General features: G+C 67.8%; 16 protein-coding genes, 1 tRNA gene and 1 pseudogene. 9 read left to right on the top strand and 9 right to left on the bottom strand.

Features of this window, described 5'->3' with window-relative positions:
* Positions 1-46 precede the first annotated feature (46 nt).
* A complete protein-coding gene (gene putA / locus LOK46_RS16520; protein WP_273558867.1) occupies positions 47-3,733 on the top strand; it encodes a trifunctional transcriptional regulator/proline dehydrogenase/L-glutamate gamma-semialdehyde dehydrogenase in 3,687 nt (1,228 codons plus the stop codon).
* A gap of 16 nt (positions 3,734-3,749) precedes the next feature.
* On the opposite strand, the gene LOK46_RS16515 is transcribed toward putA, so the two are convergent.
* The 3 genes from LOK46_RS16515 to LOK46_RS16505 all read right to left on the bottom strand — a co-directional run bounded on the left by LOK46_RS16515 (position 3,750) and on the right by LOK46_RS16505 (position 7,487).
* Positions 3,750-5,342 (bottom strand): ABC transporter substrate-binding protein, encoded by a 1,593-nt coding sequence (locus tag LOK46_RS16515; RefSeq protein WP_273558865.1) that lies wholly within the window; start codon positions 5,340-5,342, stop codon positions 3,750-3,752.
* 147 nt (positions 5,343-5,489) lie between these two features.
* Positions 5,490-5,783 (bottom strand): DUF2218 domain-containing protein, encoded by a 294-nt coding sequence (locus LOK46_RS16510; RefSeq protein WP_273558864.1) that lies wholly within the window; start codon positions 5,781-5,783, stop codon positions 5,490-5,492.
* A 258-nt stretch (positions 5,784-6,041) separates the two neighbouring features.
* Positions 6,042-7,487 carry an FAD-binding oxidoreductase gene (locus LOK46_RS16505; protein WP_273558862.1) on the bottom strand — a complete coding sequence of 482 codons (1,446 nt, stop codon included), beginning with the start codon at positions 7,485-7,487 and terminating at the stop codon, positions 6,042-6,044.
* 137 nt (positions 7,488-7,624) lie between these two features.
* Between LOK46_RS16505 and LOK46_RS16500 the strand changes: the two genes are divergently transcribed.
* The 6 genes and pseudogenes from LOK46_RS16500 to LOK46_RS16475 form a co-directional block, all read left to right on the top strand.
* Complete coding sequence (locus LOK46_RS16500; RefSeq protein ID WP_273558861.1) at positions 7,625-8,320, top strand: fumarylacetoacetate hydrolase family protein; 696 nt, start codon at positions 7,625-7,627, stop codon at positions 8,318-8,320.
* Positions 8,321-8,333: 13 nt separating this feature from the next.
* Positions 8,334-8,798, top strand: a complete 465-nt coding sequence (locus tag LOK46_RS16495; RefSeq protein WP_273558859.1) for an NUDIX domain-containing protein — start codon at positions 8,334-8,336, stop codon at positions 8,796-8,798.
* A 107-nt stretch (positions 8,799-8,905) separates the two neighbouring features.
* Positions 8,906-8,980, top strand: a tRNA-Gly gene (locus LOK46_RS16490).
* Positions 8,981-9,324: 344 nt separating this feature from the next.
* Entirely contained in the window at positions 9,325-9,687 is a 363-nt protein-coding gene (locus LOK46_RS16485) for a helix-turn-helix domain-containing protein (RefSeq protein WP_273558858.1), read from the top strand.
* Between the two features lie 55 nt (positions 9,688-9,742).
* The gene (locus tag LOK46_RS16480) at positions 9,743-10,213 is read left to right on the top strand and encodes an ImmA/IrrE family metallo-endopeptidase (protein ID WP_273558857.1); all 471 of its coding nucleotides are present in this window, start codon (positions 9,743-9,745) and stop codon (positions 10,211-10,213) included.
* Between the two features lie 433 nt (positions 10,214-10,646).
* Positions 10,647-10,862 (top strand): annotated as a pseudogene (locus LOK46_RS16475) (thermonuclease family protein); the annotation flags it as partial.
* A 21-nt stretch (positions 10,863-10,883) separates the two neighbouring features.
* Here the strand turns inward: LOK46_RS16475 and LOK46_RS16470 are convergent.
* The 5 genes from LOK46_RS16470 to LOK46_RS16450 all read right to left on the bottom strand — a co-directional run bounded on the left by LOK46_RS16470 (position 10,884) and on the right by LOK46_RS16450 (position 15,094).
* Positions 10,884-11,810 carry a class I SAM-dependent methyltransferase gene (locus tag LOK46_RS16470; RefSeq protein WP_273558856.1) on the bottom strand — a complete coding sequence of 309 codons (927 nt, stop codon included), beginning with the start codon at positions 11,808-11,810 and terminating at the stop codon, positions 10,884-10,886.
* A gap of 384 nt (positions 11,811-12,194) precedes the next feature.
* Positions 12,195-12,767 (bottom strand): MucR family transcriptional regulator, encoded by a 573-nt coding sequence (locus LOK46_RS16465; RefSeq protein WP_273558854.1) that lies wholly within the window; start codon positions 12,765-12,767, stop codon positions 12,195-12,197.
* Between the two features lie 338 nt (positions 12,768-13,105).
* Positions 13,106-13,549, bottom strand: a complete 444-nt coding sequence (locus LOK46_RS16460; RefSeq protein ID WP_273558853.1) for a hypothetical protein — start codon at positions 13,547-13,549, stop codon at positions 13,106-13,108.
* A gap of 51 nt (positions 13,550-13,600) precedes the next feature.
* Positions 13,601-13,990 (bottom strand): hypothetical protein, encoded by a 390-nt coding sequence (locus LOK46_RS16455; protein ID WP_273558850.1) that lies wholly within the window; start codon positions 13,988-13,990, stop codon positions 13,601-13,603.
* Positions 13,991-14,173: 183 nt separating this feature from the next.
* The gene (locus tag LOK46_RS16450; RefSeq protein ID WP_273558849.1) at positions 14,174-15,094 is read right to left on the bottom strand and encodes a hypothetical protein; all 921 of its coding nucleotides are present in this window, start codon (positions 15,092-15,094) and stop codon (positions 14,174-14,176) included.
* Between the two features lie 133 nt (positions 15,095-15,227).
* Between LOK46_RS16450 and LOK46_RS16445 the strand changes: the two genes are divergently transcribed.
* On the top strand, positions 15,228-15,680 hold the full coding sequence (locus LOK46_RS16445) for an HIRAN domain-containing protein (RefSeq protein WP_273558847.1): 453 nt from the start codon (positions 15,228-15,230) through the stop codon (positions 15,678-15,680).
* Between the two features lie 25 nt (positions 15,681-15,705).
* Here LOK46_RS16445 and LOK46_RS16440 read toward each other — a convergent pair whose 3' ends face one another.
* Positions 15,706-16,848 (bottom strand): tyrosine-type recombinase/integrase, encoded by a 1,143-nt coding sequence (locus tag LOK46_RS16440; protein ID WP_273558846.1) that lies wholly within the window; start codon positions 16,846-16,848, stop codon positions 15,706-15,708.
* A gap of 488 nt (positions 16,849-17,336) precedes the next feature.
* Here LOK46_RS16440 and LOK46_RS16435 point away from each other — a divergent pair, with 488 nt between their 5' ends.
* The gene (locus LOK46_RS16435; RefSeq protein WP_273564607.1) at positions 17,337-17,597 is read left to right on the top strand and encodes an NAD(P)H-hydrate dehydratase; all 261 of its coding nucleotides are present in this window, start codon (positions 17,337-17,339) and stop codon (positions 17,595-17,597) included.
* Positions 17,598-17,660: the final 63 nt, after the last annotated feature.

The raw sequence follows: 17,660 nt of genomic DNA, 5'->3' as shown, positions 1-17,660 counted from the left end.
GGCCGCGACGGCGCGATGCCACCGCGCCGTGTCCGAGGGGCGGCCCATGACCGGATCCGGCGTTGTCGACGAGGCGGCCGTCGGGGCGAGCGAGCCCTTCGGCCCGTTCGCGGCCGCCCTGGCGGAACGCTCGCCCCTGCGGCAGGCGGTGATCGCGGCCTGTCGCCGGCCAGAACGGGATTGCGTGGCGCCGCTCCTCGCCGAGGCGCGCCTGTCGTCCGAGGCCGCTCGGCGCGTCGCCGAGCACGCGCGGCGCCTCGTCGCGGCCCTGCGGCGCCAGGGCCGCCGCGGCGGCGTCGAGGGGCTGATCCACGAGTACGCGCTGTCCAGCCAGGAGGGCGTGGCGCTGATGTGCCTCGCCGAGGCGCTGCTGCGCATCCCCGACGCGGCGACGCGGGACGCGCTGATCCGCGACAAGATCGCGGGCGGCGACTGGGCTGCCCATCTCGGGCACAGCCCGTCGCCCTTCGTCAACGCGGCGACCTGGGGCCTGCTCGTGACCGGCAAGCTGGCGGCGACCCGGGACGAGGCAGGCCTGTCCGCCGCGCTCACCCGGCTGATCGCCCGCGGCGGCGAGCCGGTGATCCGGACCGGCGTCGATCTCGCCATGCGGATGATGGGCGAGCAGTTCGTGGCGGGGCGGACCATCGCCGAGGCCCTGCGGCACGCGGCGCGGCTCGAGGCGAACGGCTTCACCTACTCGTACGACATGCTCGGCGAGGCCGCCGTGACCGCCGAGGACGCCGAGCGCTACCGGCGCGCCTACGCGGACGCGATCGCGGCGATCGGCGCGGCCTCGGCCGGGCGCGGCGTGCTCCTCGGCCCCGGCATCTCGATCAAGCTGTCGGCGCTCCATCCCCGCTACGTCCGCGCGCAGCGCGACCGGGTCCTGGCCGAGCTCTATCCCCGCGTGCGGGACCTCGCCCGCCTGGCGATGGCTCACCGCATCGGCCTCAACATCGACGCCGAGGAGGCCGATCGCCTCGACCTGTCGCTGGACATCCTGGAGCGGCTCGCCGCCGACCCCGATCTCGCCGGCTGGGACGGGCTCGGCTTCGTGGTCCAGGCCTACGGCAAGCGCTGCCCGTTCGTCATCGACGTCCTGATCGACCTCGCCCGAAGGTGCCGGCGGCGGCTGATGGTGCGGCTCGTGAAGGGCGCCTACTGGGACAGCGAGATCAAGCGGGCGCAGGTCGACGGACTGGCGGACTTCCCGGTCTTCACCCGGAAGGTCCACACCGACGTCTCGTACCTCGCCTGCGCGCGGCGGCTGCTCGCGGCACCCGACGCGGTCTTCCCGCAATTCGCCACCCACAATGCCCAGACTCTGGCGAGCATCGTCGAGATGGCAGGCCCGGATTTCCGCCTCGGCCAGTACGAGTTCCAGTGCCTGCACGGCATGGGCGAGCCGCTCTACGAGGCGGTCATCGCGGGCGAGATCCTGCGGCGGCCCTGCCGCATCTACGCGCCCGTGGGCACCCACGAGACCCTGCTCGCCTACCTGGTGCGGCGCCTCTTGGAGAACGGGGCCAACACGTCCTTCGTCAACCGGGTCGCCGACGAGGCCGTGCCGGTCGCGGACCTGATCGCCGATCCCGTCGCCGCCGTCGCGGCCGCGCCGGATCCCGGCGCGCCGCATCCGCGGATCGCCGCCCCCCGGGACCTCTACGGCCCGGCCCGCGCGAACGCCGCCGGGCTCGACCTCGCCGACGAGGCGGCCCTCGCCCGGCTTTCGGACGGATTGGCGGCGAGCGGCCGCACCGCGTGGCGGTCGGTGCCGTCGGGCGCGGACGATTCGGCAGTCGACGAACCCGTGCGCAATCCCGCAGAACGCCGGGACATCGTCGGATTCTATCGAGCGGCGACGGGCGAGACCGTGGCGGTCGCCGTGGGCCACGCGCAGGTGGCCGCGGCCGGCTGGGCGGCGACACCGGCGACAGAGCGCGCCGCCCGCCTGCGGCGGGCCGCCGACGCCTTCGAGGCGCAGATGCCGCCGCTGATCGGCCTCATCGTGCGGGAGGCGGGCAAGACCTGCGCGAGCGCCGTCGCGGAGATCCGCGAGGCGGTCGACTTCCTCCGCTACGACGCCGCCGAGGCCGAGCGGACCCTCGGGGACGCGCACGCGCCACTCGGCCCGGTCGCCTGCATCGCGCCGTGGAATTTCCCGCTGGCGATCTTCGTCGGTCAGGTGGCGGCCGCCCTGGCGGCGGGCAACACCGTCCTGGCGAAGCCCGCCGAGGAGACGCCGCTGATCGCCGCCGCGGCGGTCCGCGTGCTGCACGCGGCCGGAATCCCTGAGGCGGCGCTGCATCTCCTGCCGGGCGACGGCCGGGTCGGCGCCGCCCTGGTCGAGGATCCGCGCGTGCAGGGCGTGATGTTCACCGGGTCGACGGCGGTGGCCAAGGGCATCCAGCGCGCACTGGCGGAGCGGCTGAACCGCTTCGGCGAGCCGGTGCCGTTCGTGGCCGAGACCGGCGGCCAGAACGCCCTCGTGGTCGACTCCTCCGCGCTCGCCGAGCAGGTGGTGGCCGACGTGATCGCCTCGGCCTTCGATTCCGCCGGGCAGCGCTGCTCGGCGCTCCGCATCCTGTGCCTGCAGGAGGACATCGCCGACCGGACGCTGCACATGCTGAGGGGCGCTCTGCGGGAGCTGCGCGTGGGCGACCCGCGGCGCCTCGCCGTCGATGTCGGGCCGGTCATCACAGCCGAGGCCGCCGACCGGATCTCCGGGCACGTCACGCGGATGCGCGCGCGGGGCTTCCCCGTGGAGCAGTTCCCGCTTCCGCCGGAGGCCGGCGCCGGGACTTTCGTGCCGCCGACCCTGATCGAGATCGGGGCCGTCGCCGATGTCGAGCAGGAGGTGTTCGGGCCGGTGCTGCACGTGCTGCGCTATCGCCGCGACGCCCTCGGCGCGCTGCTCGCGGCGATCGACGCGACCGGCTACGGGCTCACCTTCGGACTGCACAGCCGCATCGACGAGACCATCGACCGCGTCCTCGACCGCGTGCGGGCCGGCAACCGCTACGTGAACCGCAACATCATCGGCGCGGTGGTCGGCGTGCAGCCCTTCGGCGGCTCCGGTCTGTCTGGGACGGGCCCGAAGGCCGGCGGCCCGCTGGCCCTCGGCCGCCTGCTGCGGCGATCGCCGGCCGCCGCCCGCGACGGGCTGCCCGCCGACGACGCGGCGCTGCGACCCTACACGGCGTGGCTGCGCTCGCGGCATCGCCACGACCTCGCGGACAGGCTCGAAGCCGTCCGCTATCCCGGCCGCGCCGCGATCGCGCTGGCCGGTCCCGTAGGTGAGTGCGACCTGTACGCCCTGCGTCCCCGTGGGCGCGTCGCGGCGGTCGCCGCGACGCAGACGGCGCTCCTGCTCCAGCTCGGCGCGATCCTGGCCACGGGCAACGCGGCCGTCGTCATCGGGCCGGACGGGCGCGATCCGGTCCTGGACGATCTGCCGGAAGCGTGCGCGGCGCGGGTTGCCCGGGCGCCGGATCTCGGGCGCGCGGGCGCGATCGCCGGGGCCCTGTTCGCGGGTGACGCCGACGACCTGCGGGCCCTGAACAGGGCCGTCGCGGCCCGCGACGGGGCGATCCTGCCGATCCAGGCCCGCTGCCCGGAGGCGCTGGCGGCCGGCGACCTCTACGATCCGGCCGGCCTGGTCGAGGAGATCTCGACCGCGATCAACACCGCGGCGGCCGGCGGCAATGCCAGCCTGATGAGCGTCGGGTGAGCGAGCGCCCGCCCGGTCAGGCCGACCGGCGCAGGTTCCAGAACAGCGGCAGCCCGGTCAGCATGCCTTCGAGGTCGCGCCGGTAGGCGGTTGGCTGGAAATACTGGCCGCAGGGCAGGTAGGCGCCGACCTCCAGCGCCCGCGCCTGGATCCGCGCCGCCAGGGCCTTCTGGACGTCGAGGTCCGGCGCGTCGAACCACGCGCCGCGCAGCTCCTCCAGGGGCGCGTCGGTCAGCCAGCTCGGCACGCCGGCCCGGCCGTTGCCGCGAGCGGCCAGATGGTAGGCCGGCGAGAGGTGGTCGAGCCCGCCGGAGAAGATGCCGAACATCGACCAGCCGCCCTGGTCCAGGGGCTTCGCGTTCAGGATCCGCTGGTTGACCGTCCCCCAGTCGGTGGCGACGACGTCGAGGTTCATCCCGATCTTGCGGCAGGCATCGGCCATCACCTCGCAGATCGCGTTGATCCGCGGCACGTCGGTCCCGGAGAGCAGCACGACGCGCTCGCCCTTGTAGCCCGCCGCCGCCAGCGCCCGCTTCGCGGCGGCGAGGTCGCGGGGGCCGGTCAACGCCTCCAAGCCGGCCGAGGACGCCATCGGCCCGCCGGACGTGAAGATGCCGACGGGCCCGCGCCGGATCGCCGGGTCGCTGCCGGCGACGGCGTCCATCATCTCGGTCTGGTCGACGGCCGCGAGCAGCGCCCGGCTGATCGCGGGATTGTCGAAGGGCGGCAGGGTGTGGTTGAGGCGGATCTGGCCGATCAGCCCGGCGGTCTCCACCAGATCCACCCGCACGGCGGGCTGGCGGTTCAGGTCCGGTACGAGATCGACGAGGGGCTGCTCCCACCAGTCGATCTCGCCCGAGCGCAGGGCGCCGGCCGCGGTCGCACCGTCCGGGATCGTGCGCCACTCGACGCGGTCGAAATGCGCGATCCGCGGCCCTGCCGTGAAGCTCGGCGTGCCGTCGGGGCGCGGTCGATAGGCCTCGAACCGGCGGTAGACGTTGAGCGAGCCCGGGACCCGCTCCTCGGCGACGAAGCGGAACGGGCCGCTGCCGACGATCTCCGGCACCGGCTGCGTCGCGGGCGTCGCGCTCAGGCGCTCCGGCATGATCACCGGGACGTAGGAGGTCGGCTTGGCCAGGGCGTCCGGCAGGAGCGGGAAGGGCCGCTTCAGGCGGAACTGCACCACCGTGTCGGAGGGGGCCGAGAGTTCGTCCACGGTCGCGAACAGGGCCCCGCCGTAGGCGTCGCGCTGCGCCCACCGCTTCAGGCTCGCCACCACGTCGCGGCCGAGGACCGGCGTCCCGTCGTGGAAGCGCAGGCCGTCGCGCAGGGTCAGGCGCCACGCGAGGCCGTCGGACGCGACCTCGTGACCCGCCACCATCTGCGGCTGCGGGCGGTAGGCAGTGTCGAGGCTGTAGAGCGTGTCGAACACCATCAGCGCGTGGGTGCGCGTGACGTAATTGGTGGTGATGATCGGGTCGAGGAGCGCCAGGTCCGCGTAGGGCACGAACCGCAGGGTCGTCGCCGAGGCCGCCCGGACCAGGGCCGGCCGGGCGAGGGCCCCGGCTATCAGGGCTCCGGCGCCGGTCAGCAGGGTGCGTCGCTTCATGAATCGATCCCGGTCACGGCGGCGTCCGATCTGGCCGCAAGCCGGGTTCGCGTGCAAGTGGTGCGCCACTGCCGCGCTTCGATCGGGATCCCACAACCCGCCCGGGCCGGGGCCGGACGGGTCAGCGCGATCGCGCTGCGCTGGCCCTCAGGCGGCGCGCGACCAGCGGATGTCGCCGAGGCTCTCGCGGAAGGCGAAGCGGGCGAGGTGGTCGGCCACGACGTTCTCCAGACGGGTGAGATTGACCGGGTCGGCGCTGTCGATGCGCATCACCAGGGCGTCGGGCTCCGCATCGAAGGTGCAGACGCGGTCCTCGCCGAACGGCACGGTGCCGTGATCGGGGGTCGCCTCGACCTTGAACTTGTGGCTCCAGTGCCGGCAGAGCTGCTGCAGGTAGCGGCTCGCCTCGGTGGTCTGCACGCGGGCCTGAGAGGTGGGCATTCCGTCGGTCTCCAGATGGACGTGAAAACAGCCTGTCGGTGACGGTTCGTCGTTCGATCTCGCACGTGCGAGATAGGGAGGCCTCAGAGCAATTGCCATGCCTGGCGCCGACGGATCCGTCTCCGCCGTCTGTGTTGAGCGTGTGTCCGAAGCGTTAGCAGCGGCTTAACGCGACGGGCCGCCCCGGCGGTTGGCGGCGCGGCGTTGCCGTCCTGCACCCGTCGCCGCGCCGAATTATGGCGCGATGCACAAATTTCCTCAGCCCGTCGGCGCGCCGCGGTCGGTCCGGACGAGGACCTTGCCGGGGTTGAGCAGGTCGTCCGGATCGAGGGCGGCCTTGAGGCGTCGCATGAGGTCGAGCCCGACCGGATCGCCGTAGCGCGCGAGTTCCTCGCGCTTGATCAGGCCGACGCCGTGCTCGGCAGCGATGGATCCGCCCAGCGCGTGCACGAGGTCGTGAACGATCCGGTTGAACCGGCCCCACGCGGCCAGGAACTCCGCGGGCTCCATCCCGGGCGGCTGCGACAGGTTGAAATGGATGTTGCCGTCGCCGAAATGGCCGAAGCCGCAGGGTCTCAGGCCCGGCATCTCGGCGAGGCATGCCGCGCCGGCCCGCTCCAGGAACTCGGGCAGGCGGGAGAGCGGCACCGACACGTCGTGCTTGATCGAGGCGCCCTCACGGGTCTGCGCCTCGGGAACGCCCTCGCGCAGGCGCCAGAGCGCGGCGTTCTGGGCCCCGCTGGTCGCGATGGTGGCGTCGGCGATCAGCCCGTCCTCCAGGGCCTGTCCGAGGGCCGATTCGAGTTCGGCTTCGGTGTCGGCGTCCGGGCGCGCGGACGCGACCTCGATCAGCGCGTAGGCGCCGTGCGCGCCGTCCAGCGGCCGCACCGTCCCGGGGACGTGGCGCAGCACGATCTCCAGGGCGAAGGGCGGCAGGTACTCGAACGCCGTGAGGTCGCGGTCCATCCGCGTCCGCAGGAAGACGAACAGGTCCAGGGCCGCCCTCGCCGAGTCGAGGCCCACGAACGCGACGCTCGTCGATCGCGGACGCGGGAACAGCTTGAGCACCGCCGCCGTGACGACGCCCAGGGTGCCCTCCGAGCCGATGAAGAGCTGCTTCAAGTCGTAGCCGGCGTTGTCCTTGCGCAGGGCCCTGAGCCCGTTCCAGACGCGCCCGTCGGCGAGGACGACCTCGAGACCGAGGACCAGGTCGCGGGCGTTGCCGTAGGCGAGGACCGCGATGCCGCCGGCATTGGTGCTGACGCCGCCGCCGATCCGGGCGGAGCCGCGCGACGCGTAGGAGAGCGGGAACAGCATGCCGGCGGCCTCGGCCGCCTCCTGCACGTCCTGCAGGATCATCCCGGCCTCCACCGTGATGGTGGCGTCCACCGGATCGACCGCGCGCAGGCGGTTCATGCGCTCCAGGGACAGGACGACGCCGCCTTGCGGCACGCCGGCGCCGGTGAGTCCGGTATTGCCGCCGAGCGGCACGACGGCGATCCCGGCCTGCGTGCAGGCGCGGACCGCGAAGGCGACCTCGTCGGTGCTGGCGGGCCGGAGCACGGCCAGGGCCGACCCGGTGAACAGGCGTCGGCTCTCCGTCAGGTAGGGCGCCAGGGCGTCCGGGTCCGTCAGCACGTGCCGCGCGCCGAGCCCGTCCCGAAGGGCGGTCAGCAGGGTGTCGAGGGCGGCTGTCGGCGTCATCGCGCGGATTCTGTAGGCCAGAGGAGGCCGGACGCAAGCGCCGGTATGGCGCGCGCCGATGCGGACCTTACAACGATGATGTAGGGCCCGGGCGTCGTCGCGCCGGGCCACCCGGACGATCCACCGCAGAGGCAGAGATGCTCTCCGTCATCCAGAACCCGCCCCGCATCGCGCTCCCCATCGTCGGCAGCAGCGACTTCTATCCCGTCCGCCGCGTCTACTGCGTCGGCCGCAACTACGCCGCCCACGCCCGCGAGATGGGTGCGGACCCGGACCGCGAGCCGCCGTTCTTCTTCATGAAACCGGCCGACGCCCTGCAGATCGTCGGCCAGGAACCCACGGCCCACGCCTACCCGCCGAAGACCGCCAACTACCATTTCGAGGTGGAGATGGTGGCGGCCCTCGCCAGCGGCGGCAGCGACATCCCGGCCAATAGCGCCCTGGAGCACGTCTACGGCTACGCCATCGGCCTCGACATGACCCGGCGCGACGTCCAGGACGAGGCCAAGAAGATGTCACGGCCCTGGGACACCGCCAAGGCTGCCGACGGTTCGGGGCCGATCGGCGCGCTCCATCCGGCCTCCGTGATCGGCCACCCGGCGAAGGGCGCGATCACCCTTTCGGTCGACGGCGAGACCCGCCAGAAGGGCGACCTCGCCGACATGATCTGGTCCGTCGCCGAGCAGATCGCCTACCTGTCGGGCTACTTCGCCCTCCAGCCGGGCGACCTGATCTTCACCGGCACGCCCTCCGGCGTCGGTCCGGTCCAGCGCGGCCAGCGCATGGTCGCGGCGATCGACGGCCTCGGCGCCATCACCCTCGACGTCGTCTGAGCCGCGCAGCCGCATGCTCCTCGATCGGCCGCTCCTGCGGCGCCTGTTCCACCTCGGGGCGCTCGCGTCCCGGGGCATGACCCTCGGCGTGCGCGGCGTCGCCCTCGACGGGTCCGGGCACGTCGCCCTGGTGCGCCACACCTACGTGAGTGGCTGGCACCTCCCCGGCGGCGGCGTCGAGCGCGGCGAGACCGCGCGCGACGCCATCGTGCGGGAGTTTCGCGAGGAGGCGGAGATCGTCGTCGAGGGAGAGCCACGCCTGCACGGCCTCTATCGGAACGTGGTCGCCGCGCCCCGCGACCACGTCGCCCTGTTCGTCCTGCCGGCCTTCACGGTCCTGCGCCCCAAGGCGCCGGATCGGGAGGTCGCCGAGTGCGCCTTCTTCCCGTTGGACGCGCTCCCCGAGGGGACCACACGGGGGACCCGCGCCCGGCTCCGGGAGATCCGCGAGGGCCTGCCGCCGGAGCCGCATTGGTAAATCGTCACGGTTCGCGAAAAGGGCGCTTGCGTCGCCCGGCGGAATGGTGTTTAGAGAGCCGCGCCGGGGGCCGCCGGCACGGAAGTCCAGGCGGCGCGGCACAGTGAGCGGGTGTAGCTCAGGGGTAGAGCACAACCTTGCCAAGGTTGGGGTCGAGGGTTCGAATCCCTTCGCCCGCTCCAGTTTTCCCAACCATACGATCGACTTACAAGGCCGCAGCTCTGCGGCCTTTGTCGTTTCTGGTGGATCGCGGAACCACTGCGGAACCAAATGGCCGACTTGGCCGCATCTCTGATGCGTGGCTGTCTGCCGCATGTCTTTCTCGCCCCACGGCCTGCGCCCGCGCTGTTCGCTCGGGCGCACCAGCCCCTTGTCGATCTAGGTTTTCCACCAATGGCACCGCCGCTAGTGGCGCGAACCTGGACCGCTCAGTGAACCCGGCCTTGCAATCGTTCTCCGGCGTCACTACAAATGAACCGATAGGTTCACGAGGGAGGCGTCAGGGAGACCTGAACGGAGCATCGAGATGATCACGCCACTGGGTAAAGCGCTGCGGGTCCTGCGCATGGACCGTGGCTGGCTGCTGAAGGATATGGCCGACGGGCTCAACCTGTCGTCGTCTTTCCTCAGCGCTGTCGAGACCGGCCGCAAGCCGGTGCCGGATGACATTGTCGATCGTGTGAGCGCTTGGGCCGATCTGAACGAAGAGGAAGAGGGGGCCCTGCTGAAGGCCTTTGCGCAGACGGTCCGCGAATTCCGGATCCGAATGCCTAACGAGATGAGCAGCACGGATCGGGAGGCAGCGGCTCTGCTGGCGCGAAGCTTTGGCTCTCTTCCCAGCGAAGATATCGCAAAAATCCGAGACCTCATTCAGAGGAGGAAGGGGTGACTGACAGCTTCTACCGTGCGGCGCCCATGAGCCGAGCTCAAATCGAGAAAGGCACGTGGGCGATCCGGTCGCTGCTGGGAATGGTCGATCCCTTCCTGCCGGTGTCGGATCTGATCGAGTACAACTCGGGCAAATCGCGCCCGGCTACGACTACGACGTCCTCGACGAGGACGAGATGGGTGACCGTCACGGGCAGGTCGAGCCTCATCGGCGCATGTTGACGCTGCGTACCGACGTCTACGAGCGCATCCTCGACCACAAGGGTCGCGACCGCTTCACCGGCTGCCACGAGGTAGGACACGCGGTCCTGCACGGCAGAACCCTGAATCGGCTCGCGCCGGGCATCAGGCCGGCCAGGTATTGCGACCCAGAATGGCAGGCGAACACGTTCGCCGGAGCGATCCTGATGCCAGAGCACATGGTTCGTGCCATGCGATCGGTGGGAGAAATTGCCGATGAGTTTGGAGTGACACGTGATGCCGCAGAGGTCCGGTGTCGGATCCTCGGCGTCACCGTTCACCCCTAAACAGAAACAGCGAAGTCGTTGGCCCGACCTCGCTGTCTGTCCTGAACGGCTCGCAGCGCAGCCCGAAAGGACGCCTTGAACCGGAGGTGTCTGTGCTCTCGCAGGCAACAGATAGCGCTTCCGATTCATCGGGGCAAGAAGTCCGCGCTGAGAGATGGAGGTGCTTGTGTTTGACTCTTGCTAAGTCGGCCCCCTCTGGGTTCCGCTGGGTCTGCGTGCGTTACCGGAAGGTGCGCAACTCGGACAAGGTGCTGGACGCCCACGACTACGGATACGAAGCCTGGTGCTTCTTGGTTCCGACCTCGAAGAAGTGATGCCTGACTAAGGCAAGCTTCGGTACGCCGCGGAAATGCCTGCGCCGCGGCGGCCACCCTTATGCTTGTGCGAGCTGCAGGGATGTTCCTGAGGCCTTGGCTCGAGCTATCCTCCCTACATGCGCACAACGCTCGCCGCCCTCCTGCTGCTCACCGGCCCTGTCCTGGCCGCCGAGCCGATCGTAGGCCGAGCCTCCGTCACCGACGGCGACACGGTGGTGATCCGCGGGACCCGCATCCGTCTGCACGGCATCGACGCGCCCGAGAGCGGGCAGCTCTGCAACGACGCTGCCGGCAAGTCCTACCGCTGCGGGCAGGTGGCGGCGCTCGCCCTGGCATAATGTCCAGGTATTCAGTTAGGAGGGTGCCTTAAATGCAACTCCGAAGACGCCAGCGGCTAGTATCTTCTTGGACCACCCTCGCATCCACCATCTCAGCGAGCTCAATTTCGTGGTAATAGCATTGTAACGAAGCAAATCTAACACTCCGATGGTCCAGGAATCTATCTTTGTGCGCTCTTTTCGTTTATAGACATACATCGGACCAATGCGAGATAAGCGTTCGAATCCTTTAGAGCGGATTTGTTGTATCACCTGATAATGATACTGATACAAAAACCATTCATCGCCAGGGGCCGGTCTACGAGCATCGATGTCAAATATCAGCAAGCCGTCTGGCTTCAATGCTTTACGCAGCTGCGAAATTGATGAGACCGCATTTGGGACATGGGCCATTGTATTGAAGGCAGTAATTAGATCAAAATGATTCGCAGGTAGATCTTCAGTATTGAGGTCGACGAATTCGGCGCGCGCTTTTGCTTGCTGTGTTCGCCATTTTGCGAAGTCTAGAAGTGGGGTAGATACATCAGCAAGGGTTAGTAACCAGCCATATCGGCCAAACAATAGGCTTGCCGTCCCGACGCCGCAGCCGAAGTCAAGGTGTCGTCCTGGTGGCAGATCTTTCAAAGCCTCAGCCACTTGGACCGGCAGGGGCGGGGTGGGCCCAATGAGGCCTTCTGCCTGTCTGGCGTGGTATGACAGCGTCCCGAAAACCCAATTGTGGTTTCTAAGATAAAAAGATCGAAGCCCTTCTGGTGTTGAACGATCCGCCTCATCCCATTTCTGCTTTGAGATACTATTAGAATTCGTAGCGATCTCCTTGACCTCCCCAACAGGTTTGCCGGAGTACTCGGAAAGCTGTAGGAGGACTGCTTGCGTTGGCGGCAGGTCACTACCGTTAACAAGTATGTCTTTCCACGTCGCTTCAGCCGATGAAGGTTTCATGATAGGAAATCCATCATATCCTGATCCAATACAGACAAATTATCTTTTGTAACTGAGATATGTAGTAATAGTATCATTAGTATTATATCATAGAAACATATTTGGTAATTGACTAATGGATATAAATACAATATTTGACATATTATAAGGGGAAAAGTTGTTTCCTAAGTATCTTACAGAGTAATTCTCTGAGAATTGCTAGAAAACATCGCAATTGCCCGCCTTTAATATAGATTATCCGTAGTTAGGACGGCGGACCGGAAAGCGGAAAGGCACGAAAAAACCGCCGCGGCCGGGGCCGGGCGGTTCAGGGTGATTGCTCAGGGATGCTGGGTAGACCCGCGGACGGTGCGAGGGTCCCGCACTTCTCCCGCGCGGGCCAACTCACTCTGCTGCGACAGCAGCCTTCTTCGGCTTGCGAGCGCGGACAGGCTTCTCGGCCGGCGCGGCCGCAGGCTGGGCCACTTTCTTCCGACCGCGGGCCTTGGGCGCCTCCGCAACCTTCTCGTCAGCGACGGCAGCCTTTGCGGCCGCGTTCCGGCGCAGGTTGCCGAGACCGAGGCTCTTTGCGAGCGCGGAGCGCTGGGCCGAGTAGTTGGCCGCCGTGGTCGGATAATCCCGCGGCAAGCCGAAACGCTCGCGGTACTCCTCAATTGTCATCCCGTTGCCGGTGAGGTGCCGCTTGAGCGTCTTGTATGGCTTGCCGTCGATGAAGCTGATCAGCGCGTCTGGCGTGATCGACTTCCGGACCTGAGCGGGCGACAGCTTCTCCGCCTTCGGCCCAGTGGAAGCAGAGGTGCCATTAAGCCCGGATAGTGACGCATGAATTTCGGCCAGAAGAACGGGAAGGTCGGCCGGCCGAACCGAGTTCTTCGACACGTAAGCCGCCACGATGTCGGCGGTGAGCTCGATGAAGTTGGTCTGTTCCACCGCGGGAATTGTTGTGCTCTCGTCCATCTGCATCTCCTCGATCTGCTGTCGGCACGAACGAGGACAAAACGCGCGTTAGTCAAGTGATGTTTGATATATTTCGGCAAAATTTGCCAGGTATCTACGCATTTCGCGGTAGATTGCTGATTTGTATCGCCAGCCGCGCTTGCTCAGCTCCAGTCGCTCATGTCTTCCTTGGCGCCCGGCTCCGAGATGTCGGGGTCCGCCGTCATGCCGCCGCGGCCGCGCACCTTGAGTGCGGTGCTCGCACTTGCTGGCGGCCGCTGCCGGCCACCGCGAGGCTGATCTGACCGTCGAAGCTGGCGGTTTCGAACCGCTCTGCCGCCGCGTGCCGTCGAATGCGCTCACAGCTGTCCGATGATGCGGTCCCACCGATCACGATGCGGCGCCATCCGCTCCAGCACCGCAGCGCCCGGACTCGTGACCGCATAGACTCTGTTCTCGGCCCAGGACATGGACGCGCTGAATGTGGCACCGAGCGCCTCCTCAATCCGCGCCAGCGAGTCGAAGATGTAGAACTCGGGCGTGGTCTCCAGCCGCCACACCAGCACGAGGGTGGTCGACTTCCTGAGCCAGTTCTTGTGGAAGTTGGAGGCGACGTTTGAGGCGAATTTGACCTGCACCGGCACGATGCGGCTCGGCACGGTCGAGCCCGGCTCGAGTCGGTATGCCAGCAGGTCGACGCCAACGTCGGAATGAGGCTGCGCGACCTCGACGCCGCGGCGCATCAGCTCAGCCGCGACCATCATCTCGCCGGCCTTGCCGATCAGCGCCGAGTGGACTGCCATCGCCGATCGCCCCATTGACGCCCCGAACACGCGGGACAGGGCTGGCGGACGCTACGTCGGGTCCGAAAGGACGTTAAGGCGTCTGGGGCGGGCGGACGTGGTCGCGCTCTTCCCGCCCTCGATCAAGCGCAACCCCGGCTGCGGCGGTCCGAACGGTGCCTGCCCTTCGCCCTGGCCGAATAGGTCCCGGACTGCCTGCTCGGTCTCGGGATCCTCCGGGAGCGCCAAGCGCAACCCTGCGAGCGTCCGCTTGGCCAGCGCTGCACGGTCGAGCCCACCACGCTCCTCCAACTCGCCCATCAGGAACACGAGGCCGAACGTCAGGGCGGTCATGTGGCGGGTGATATGCTGGAGCGCGTCGCTGGTGGCGTCCACGCCGCGCGCCAGGGTTCGAGCCAGCTGCTCCACCTCTGCGGCGTGTTCCGGGCTGCCGGGCAGCATCAACCCATCCCCTGATCGCTGAAGGCCCCCGACATCGCCGACTTCACGGCGCCGGTCCGGGCACCGCCGCCGACGTTGGCCGACCCGACGCTCGCAACTGCCGCGCGGGCCCGGCCGGCGTTGCCCTCCACCTTTACGAGCTCAGCGTTAAGCGAACGAGCCGCGTCCAGAGCGCTCAGGATGCTACCGGCCGGCACGTTCGGGGTGAAGGTCCCGTTCAGCTCGCCCAGCGCCGACTTTGCCTCCTCGGCCTTCGGCTTCACCGCTTCGACCTGAGACGCGTCGACCTTCGGCGCGACGGGCGTCGCATTGATCTTCTCGACCGCGCAGGATCTCTTTCAGGTCATCACCGCCGCTCTGGCTGACCATGCCGGCCGGGCGTTGCGGCGGCAGCGGGGTTCGCGTCGGCAGAGGCTTCCGACCGGAGATGTCGACCGGGTACATGTCTTGGAAAGCCTTGCCCTGGCCGCCGGAACCGACGCCGCCAGCCTCGCCCTGGATCGGCGCGGTGGGATCGGCCAGCATGCTCGGCGGGGTCGAGCGGAACCCGGCCTCTTCCATCCTCAGATCGCCCCGCGCCCGCTTCGCCGCCGCGAGCGCGGCCCGCTTGCTACGGAGCACGCCTTCGATCTGCGCTTGCGACCGGCCCGACCTCCCCATGGTGATCTCGGTTGCCGCGAGATCCTCCTCCATGGCGTTGATCTGGGCGTCCTGCGCCTTCTTCCGGTCGGGCAGAGAAGCCGCCAGCTGCTCGCGCAAAGCCTCGCCCGGCGTGTCCTTCAGGAACTTGCCCAGCCCTGCCAGACCGCCCTTGCTGTAGGCCTCGTTCAGTCGCTCGATCGCCTGGGCCGTCGTCTCCAGCCCCCTCGCGACGGACTGGATCCGGTCACTGGTGCCGAACGCGGAATCCATGAACCGAGCGACCGCCGAGCCCCCGCGCTGCGCCGAGTTGGACAGACGATCGATCGCGGACTGGGCATCCTGCGTCGGACGGACGATGTCCCGGGCGACCGAGCCGCCGGAGGTAGTCCGCAGGGTCTGCGACAGCTTCTGCCACTCGCCACGGTAGCTCATCAGTGCCTGGACACCGCGCTTGAACTCCATGTCGTCGATGATCTAGTTTAGGTACCGCTTCTCAGCGTTGATCCCGGCTTTCAAGAACAAAATTCCGCCAAGATCATGATCTGATTATTCTACTCTATCAAAATGGCTCGGCGTAACAGAGCATGACGACGAGATGGCAGTCCTTGCCAAATTCGGGCAGCTGCAAAGCAATGAACCAATTATCTTGTATCCTGAGCCTGTGACGGAAAATGGGCTCTACGAATTTGAATACTTTGTGCACTCGCTTCGCTACATGCATCCCGACGCACTTGATTGGTGCCGTGCTGCAAAGGCGGGCACCAAGTTAAACCCAATGCTAGACGTCAAGAATGAGGTTGATCCGTTCGCGGTAGCCGTTCGAAGTAGCCCCGGCTGCATTCTTCTGGGGTATGTTCCTACATTTTTTGCACGCGATGCCAGTCTTCTGCTGCGTCGACCAGAAGTGGCCGATAAGGCGGAGATCCACGTGCTAGAAGCAAATCCAGAGGTGCCCGCGCAGATGATGCTTCGCTGCAAATTTTCTTCAATCTGCCCCAATGACTTCGTGCCCATGGACTCAGAAAATTTTCAGCTCATGCGGGCCTAGATGATTTCTGCGTCCTGAAGAGCTGTCATCGGCCGGGGCGTATTAAACGCTCTGCGATCTTCGCGGACACCTTCTCGGCCGCGGCCACAAGCGCCGGGTCTGGCATGTGGGCGTACCGCGCCGTGACGCCCGAAATTCGATGCCCGAGAAGCCCGGCGATCACCAGCTCCGAGTAGCCCATCTCGGCGGCCGTGGCGGCGAAGGTGTGCCGCAGGACGTGCACTGTGACGCCATGGAGGCCAGCGCGGTCGCAGAGCCTGCCCAGGACCTTCGCAAGCCCCACGAAGTGTCCTGGGCCTCGGTCGGCAGGAAATGCCCACGGCGAGCCGTTCTGAACCGGTAGGGCCGCGAAGGCGATGGCTCCGATCGGACGGAGCTGAGCACCGCCCTTTGTGTCGCCGAACCGGATGCAGCTGCACCGCTCGTCGACCCATTGCCAGGGGAGGGCGGCTGCCTCGACCCGCCGCAGGCCGGTGAGCAACAGAAAGCGCAGAGTGGCGATGCCTGTTCGGGTCTCGCCATCGTCCAAGGCATCACGTATCGCGCGGCCGAGCCGACCGATCTCTACCGGCGACAGGAAGCGATCCTGCTTGCCGTCCGGCTGTCGCCACACGCCACGCGCGGGGTTCGTCGCGATCAGCTTCTTCCGGATCGCGAACTCCATGATGGTGCCGATCATGCCGACCGTGCGCGCCGCGACGCCAGCGCCACCAGTCGTGACACCGCCGTTGCCCTGCCGCGGCCTGGCGGTCCGGCCGGCCTCGATGTCCCTACGCAACTTCTCGACGTCGTCCGAGGTGATGGCCGGAACCCGCCGCGAGCCTATGAGCGGCTTCACGTGTCGCTCGATCCGGCTTCGGTCCATGGCGAGCATCGAGGGCTTCACCCGCCCGGCCGCGTCCTCAAGATAGAGGTCGCAAACCTCCGCCACCGTCGGCGCCTGCCGGATGCGATTGCGGTCTGCCGATGGATCCTCCCCTCGGGCAGTCGCCGCCAGCTTCTCTTTGGCCATTCCCCGGGCTTCGTCCGGGGTGACGGTCCCGACCCGAGCGAATGCGAGCTTGCGCTGGCGCCCCTCGATCGTACGGTACTTCACGAGATAGCTGGCCACGCCCGAGCGCATGACGCGGACCCCGAAGCCCTTCAGCTCGCTATCCCAGGCAAACACCTCGCTAGTTGGATCAGGCTTCAGAGCATCGACGACGCGCTTGGTGATCTTCGCACAGGCTGCCTCCAGTGAGCGCCGGAACCACCGCGGAACCAATTGATTGAAAACCGCGGTAAACCTGCGCCAATCTGGAAAAGCTCAGCGCTGGCTAATCCGCAAGCCCGATCAGGATCTTAGTAAGAACGGGAAGGCCCCGGAAAGAACGGGAAAAGGTACAACTTCAATCTTGCCAAGGTTGGGGTCGAGGGTTCGAATCCCTTCGCCCGCTCCACTTTCTCCAACCATACGATCGACTTACAAGGCCGCAGCTCTGCGGCCTTTGTCGTTTCTGGCCTCCTTCGGAACACGGACCGGCCTGCGAACGCTGGCGGGCGGCTGCGACGCCGTCCTGATCGGGCTCGGGATGCAAAGCGAGGCGCCGAGCACGGCCCTCGCGGTCGCGCTGCTCGGCGCGCGCGGCCGCGGAGCTTCTGGGAAGCGTGGCGGTGATGAAGGGAGCGGCCACGTGGATCGTGGAGCCGCAGGGCGGGCGCTTGCTCTACGCCGGCGGCGGTATCGGCCTCGCGACATCGGGGTCGGGCGACGTTGTGGCCAACCTCATCGTCGGGCTCCTCTCCCGCGGCCTGCCGCCGACGTCCGCCGCGCTTCGGGGCGTGTTCCTGCACGGCGAAGCGGGCCGGCGCCTCCCCGGCTCGGTCGGCCAGGTCGGCTTTCTGGCCCGCAATTGCCGGGCGTCGCGCCAAGCCTGATGCGGGAGACAATGGGCCAGGGCGCCGGCGACGGAGGGATGATCCGGACGCGGCGCGCAGGCT

The organism is Methylobacterium sp. NMS14P (assembly GCF_028583545.1).
Lineage (GTDB): Bacteria > Pseudomonadota > Alphaproteobacteria > Rhizobiales > Beijerinckiaceae > Methylobacterium.
The sequence above is the reverse complement of the archived record's forward strand: the minus strand, read 5'-3'. Positions and strand labels throughout refer to the sequence as shown.

What these genes read in the sequence shown, in the direction of transcription:
- putA (WP_273558867.1), top strand. Translation starts at nt 47, where the DNA reads ATGACCGGATCCGGCGTTGTCGACGAGGCGGCCGTCGGGGCGAGCGAG.
- LOK46_RS16515 (WP_273558865.1), bottom strand. Translation starts at nt 5,342, where the DNA reads ATGAAGCGACGCACCCTGCTGACCGGCGCCGGAGCCCTGATAGCCGGG.
- LOK46_RS16510 (WP_273558864.1), bottom strand. Translation starts at nt 5,783, where the DNA reads ATGCCCACCTCTCAGGCCCGCGTGCAGACCACCGAGGCGAGCCGCTAC.
- LOK46_RS16505 (WP_273558862.1), bottom strand. Translation starts at nt 7,487, where the DNA reads ATGACGCCGACAGCCGCCCTCGACACCCTGCTGACCGCCCTTCGGGAC.
- LOK46_RS16500 (WP_273558861.1), top strand. Translation starts at nt 7,625, where the DNA reads ATGCTCTCCGTCATCCAGAACCCGCCCCGCATCGCGCTCCCCATCGTC.
- LOK46_RS16495 (WP_273558859.1), top strand. Translation starts at nt 8,334, where the DNA reads ATGCTCCTCGATCGGCCGCTCCTGCGGCGCCTGTTCCACCTCGGGGCG.
- LOK46_RS16485 (WP_273558858.1), top strand. Translation starts at nt 9,325, where the DNA reads ATGATCACGCCACTGGGTAAAGCGCTGCGGGTCCTGCGCATGGACCGT.
- LOK46_RS16470 (WP_273558856.1), bottom strand. Translation starts at nt 11,810, where the DNA reads ATGAAACCTTCATCGGCTGAAGCGACGTGGAAAGACATACTTGTTAAC.
- LOK46_RS16465 (WP_273558854.1), bottom strand. Translation starts at nt 12,767, where the DNA reads ATGGACGAGAGCACAACAATTCCCGCGGTGGAACAGACCAACTTCATC.
- LOK46_RS16460 (WP_273558853.1), bottom strand. Translation starts at nt 13,549, where the DNA reads ATGGCAGTCCACTCGGCGCTGATCGGCAAGGCCGGCGAGATGATGGTC.
- LOK46_RS16455 (WP_273558850.1), bottom strand. Translation starts at nt 13,990, where the DNA reads ATGCTGCCCGGCAGCCCGGAACACGCCGCAGAGGTGGAGCAGCTGGCT.
- LOK46_RS16450 (WP_273558849.1), bottom strand. Translation starts at nt 15,094, where the DNA reads ATGGAGTTCAAGCGCGGTGTCCAGGCACTGATGAGCTACCGTGGCGAG.
- LOK46_RS16445 (WP_273558847.1), top strand. Translation starts at nt 15,228, where the DNA reads ATGGCAGTCCTTGCCAAATTCGGGCAGCTGCAAAGCAATGAACCAATT.
- LOK46_RS16435 (WP_273564607.1), top strand. Translation starts at nt 17,337, where the DNA reads ATGAAGGGAGCGGCCACGTGGATCGTGGAGCCGCAGGGCGGGCGCTTG.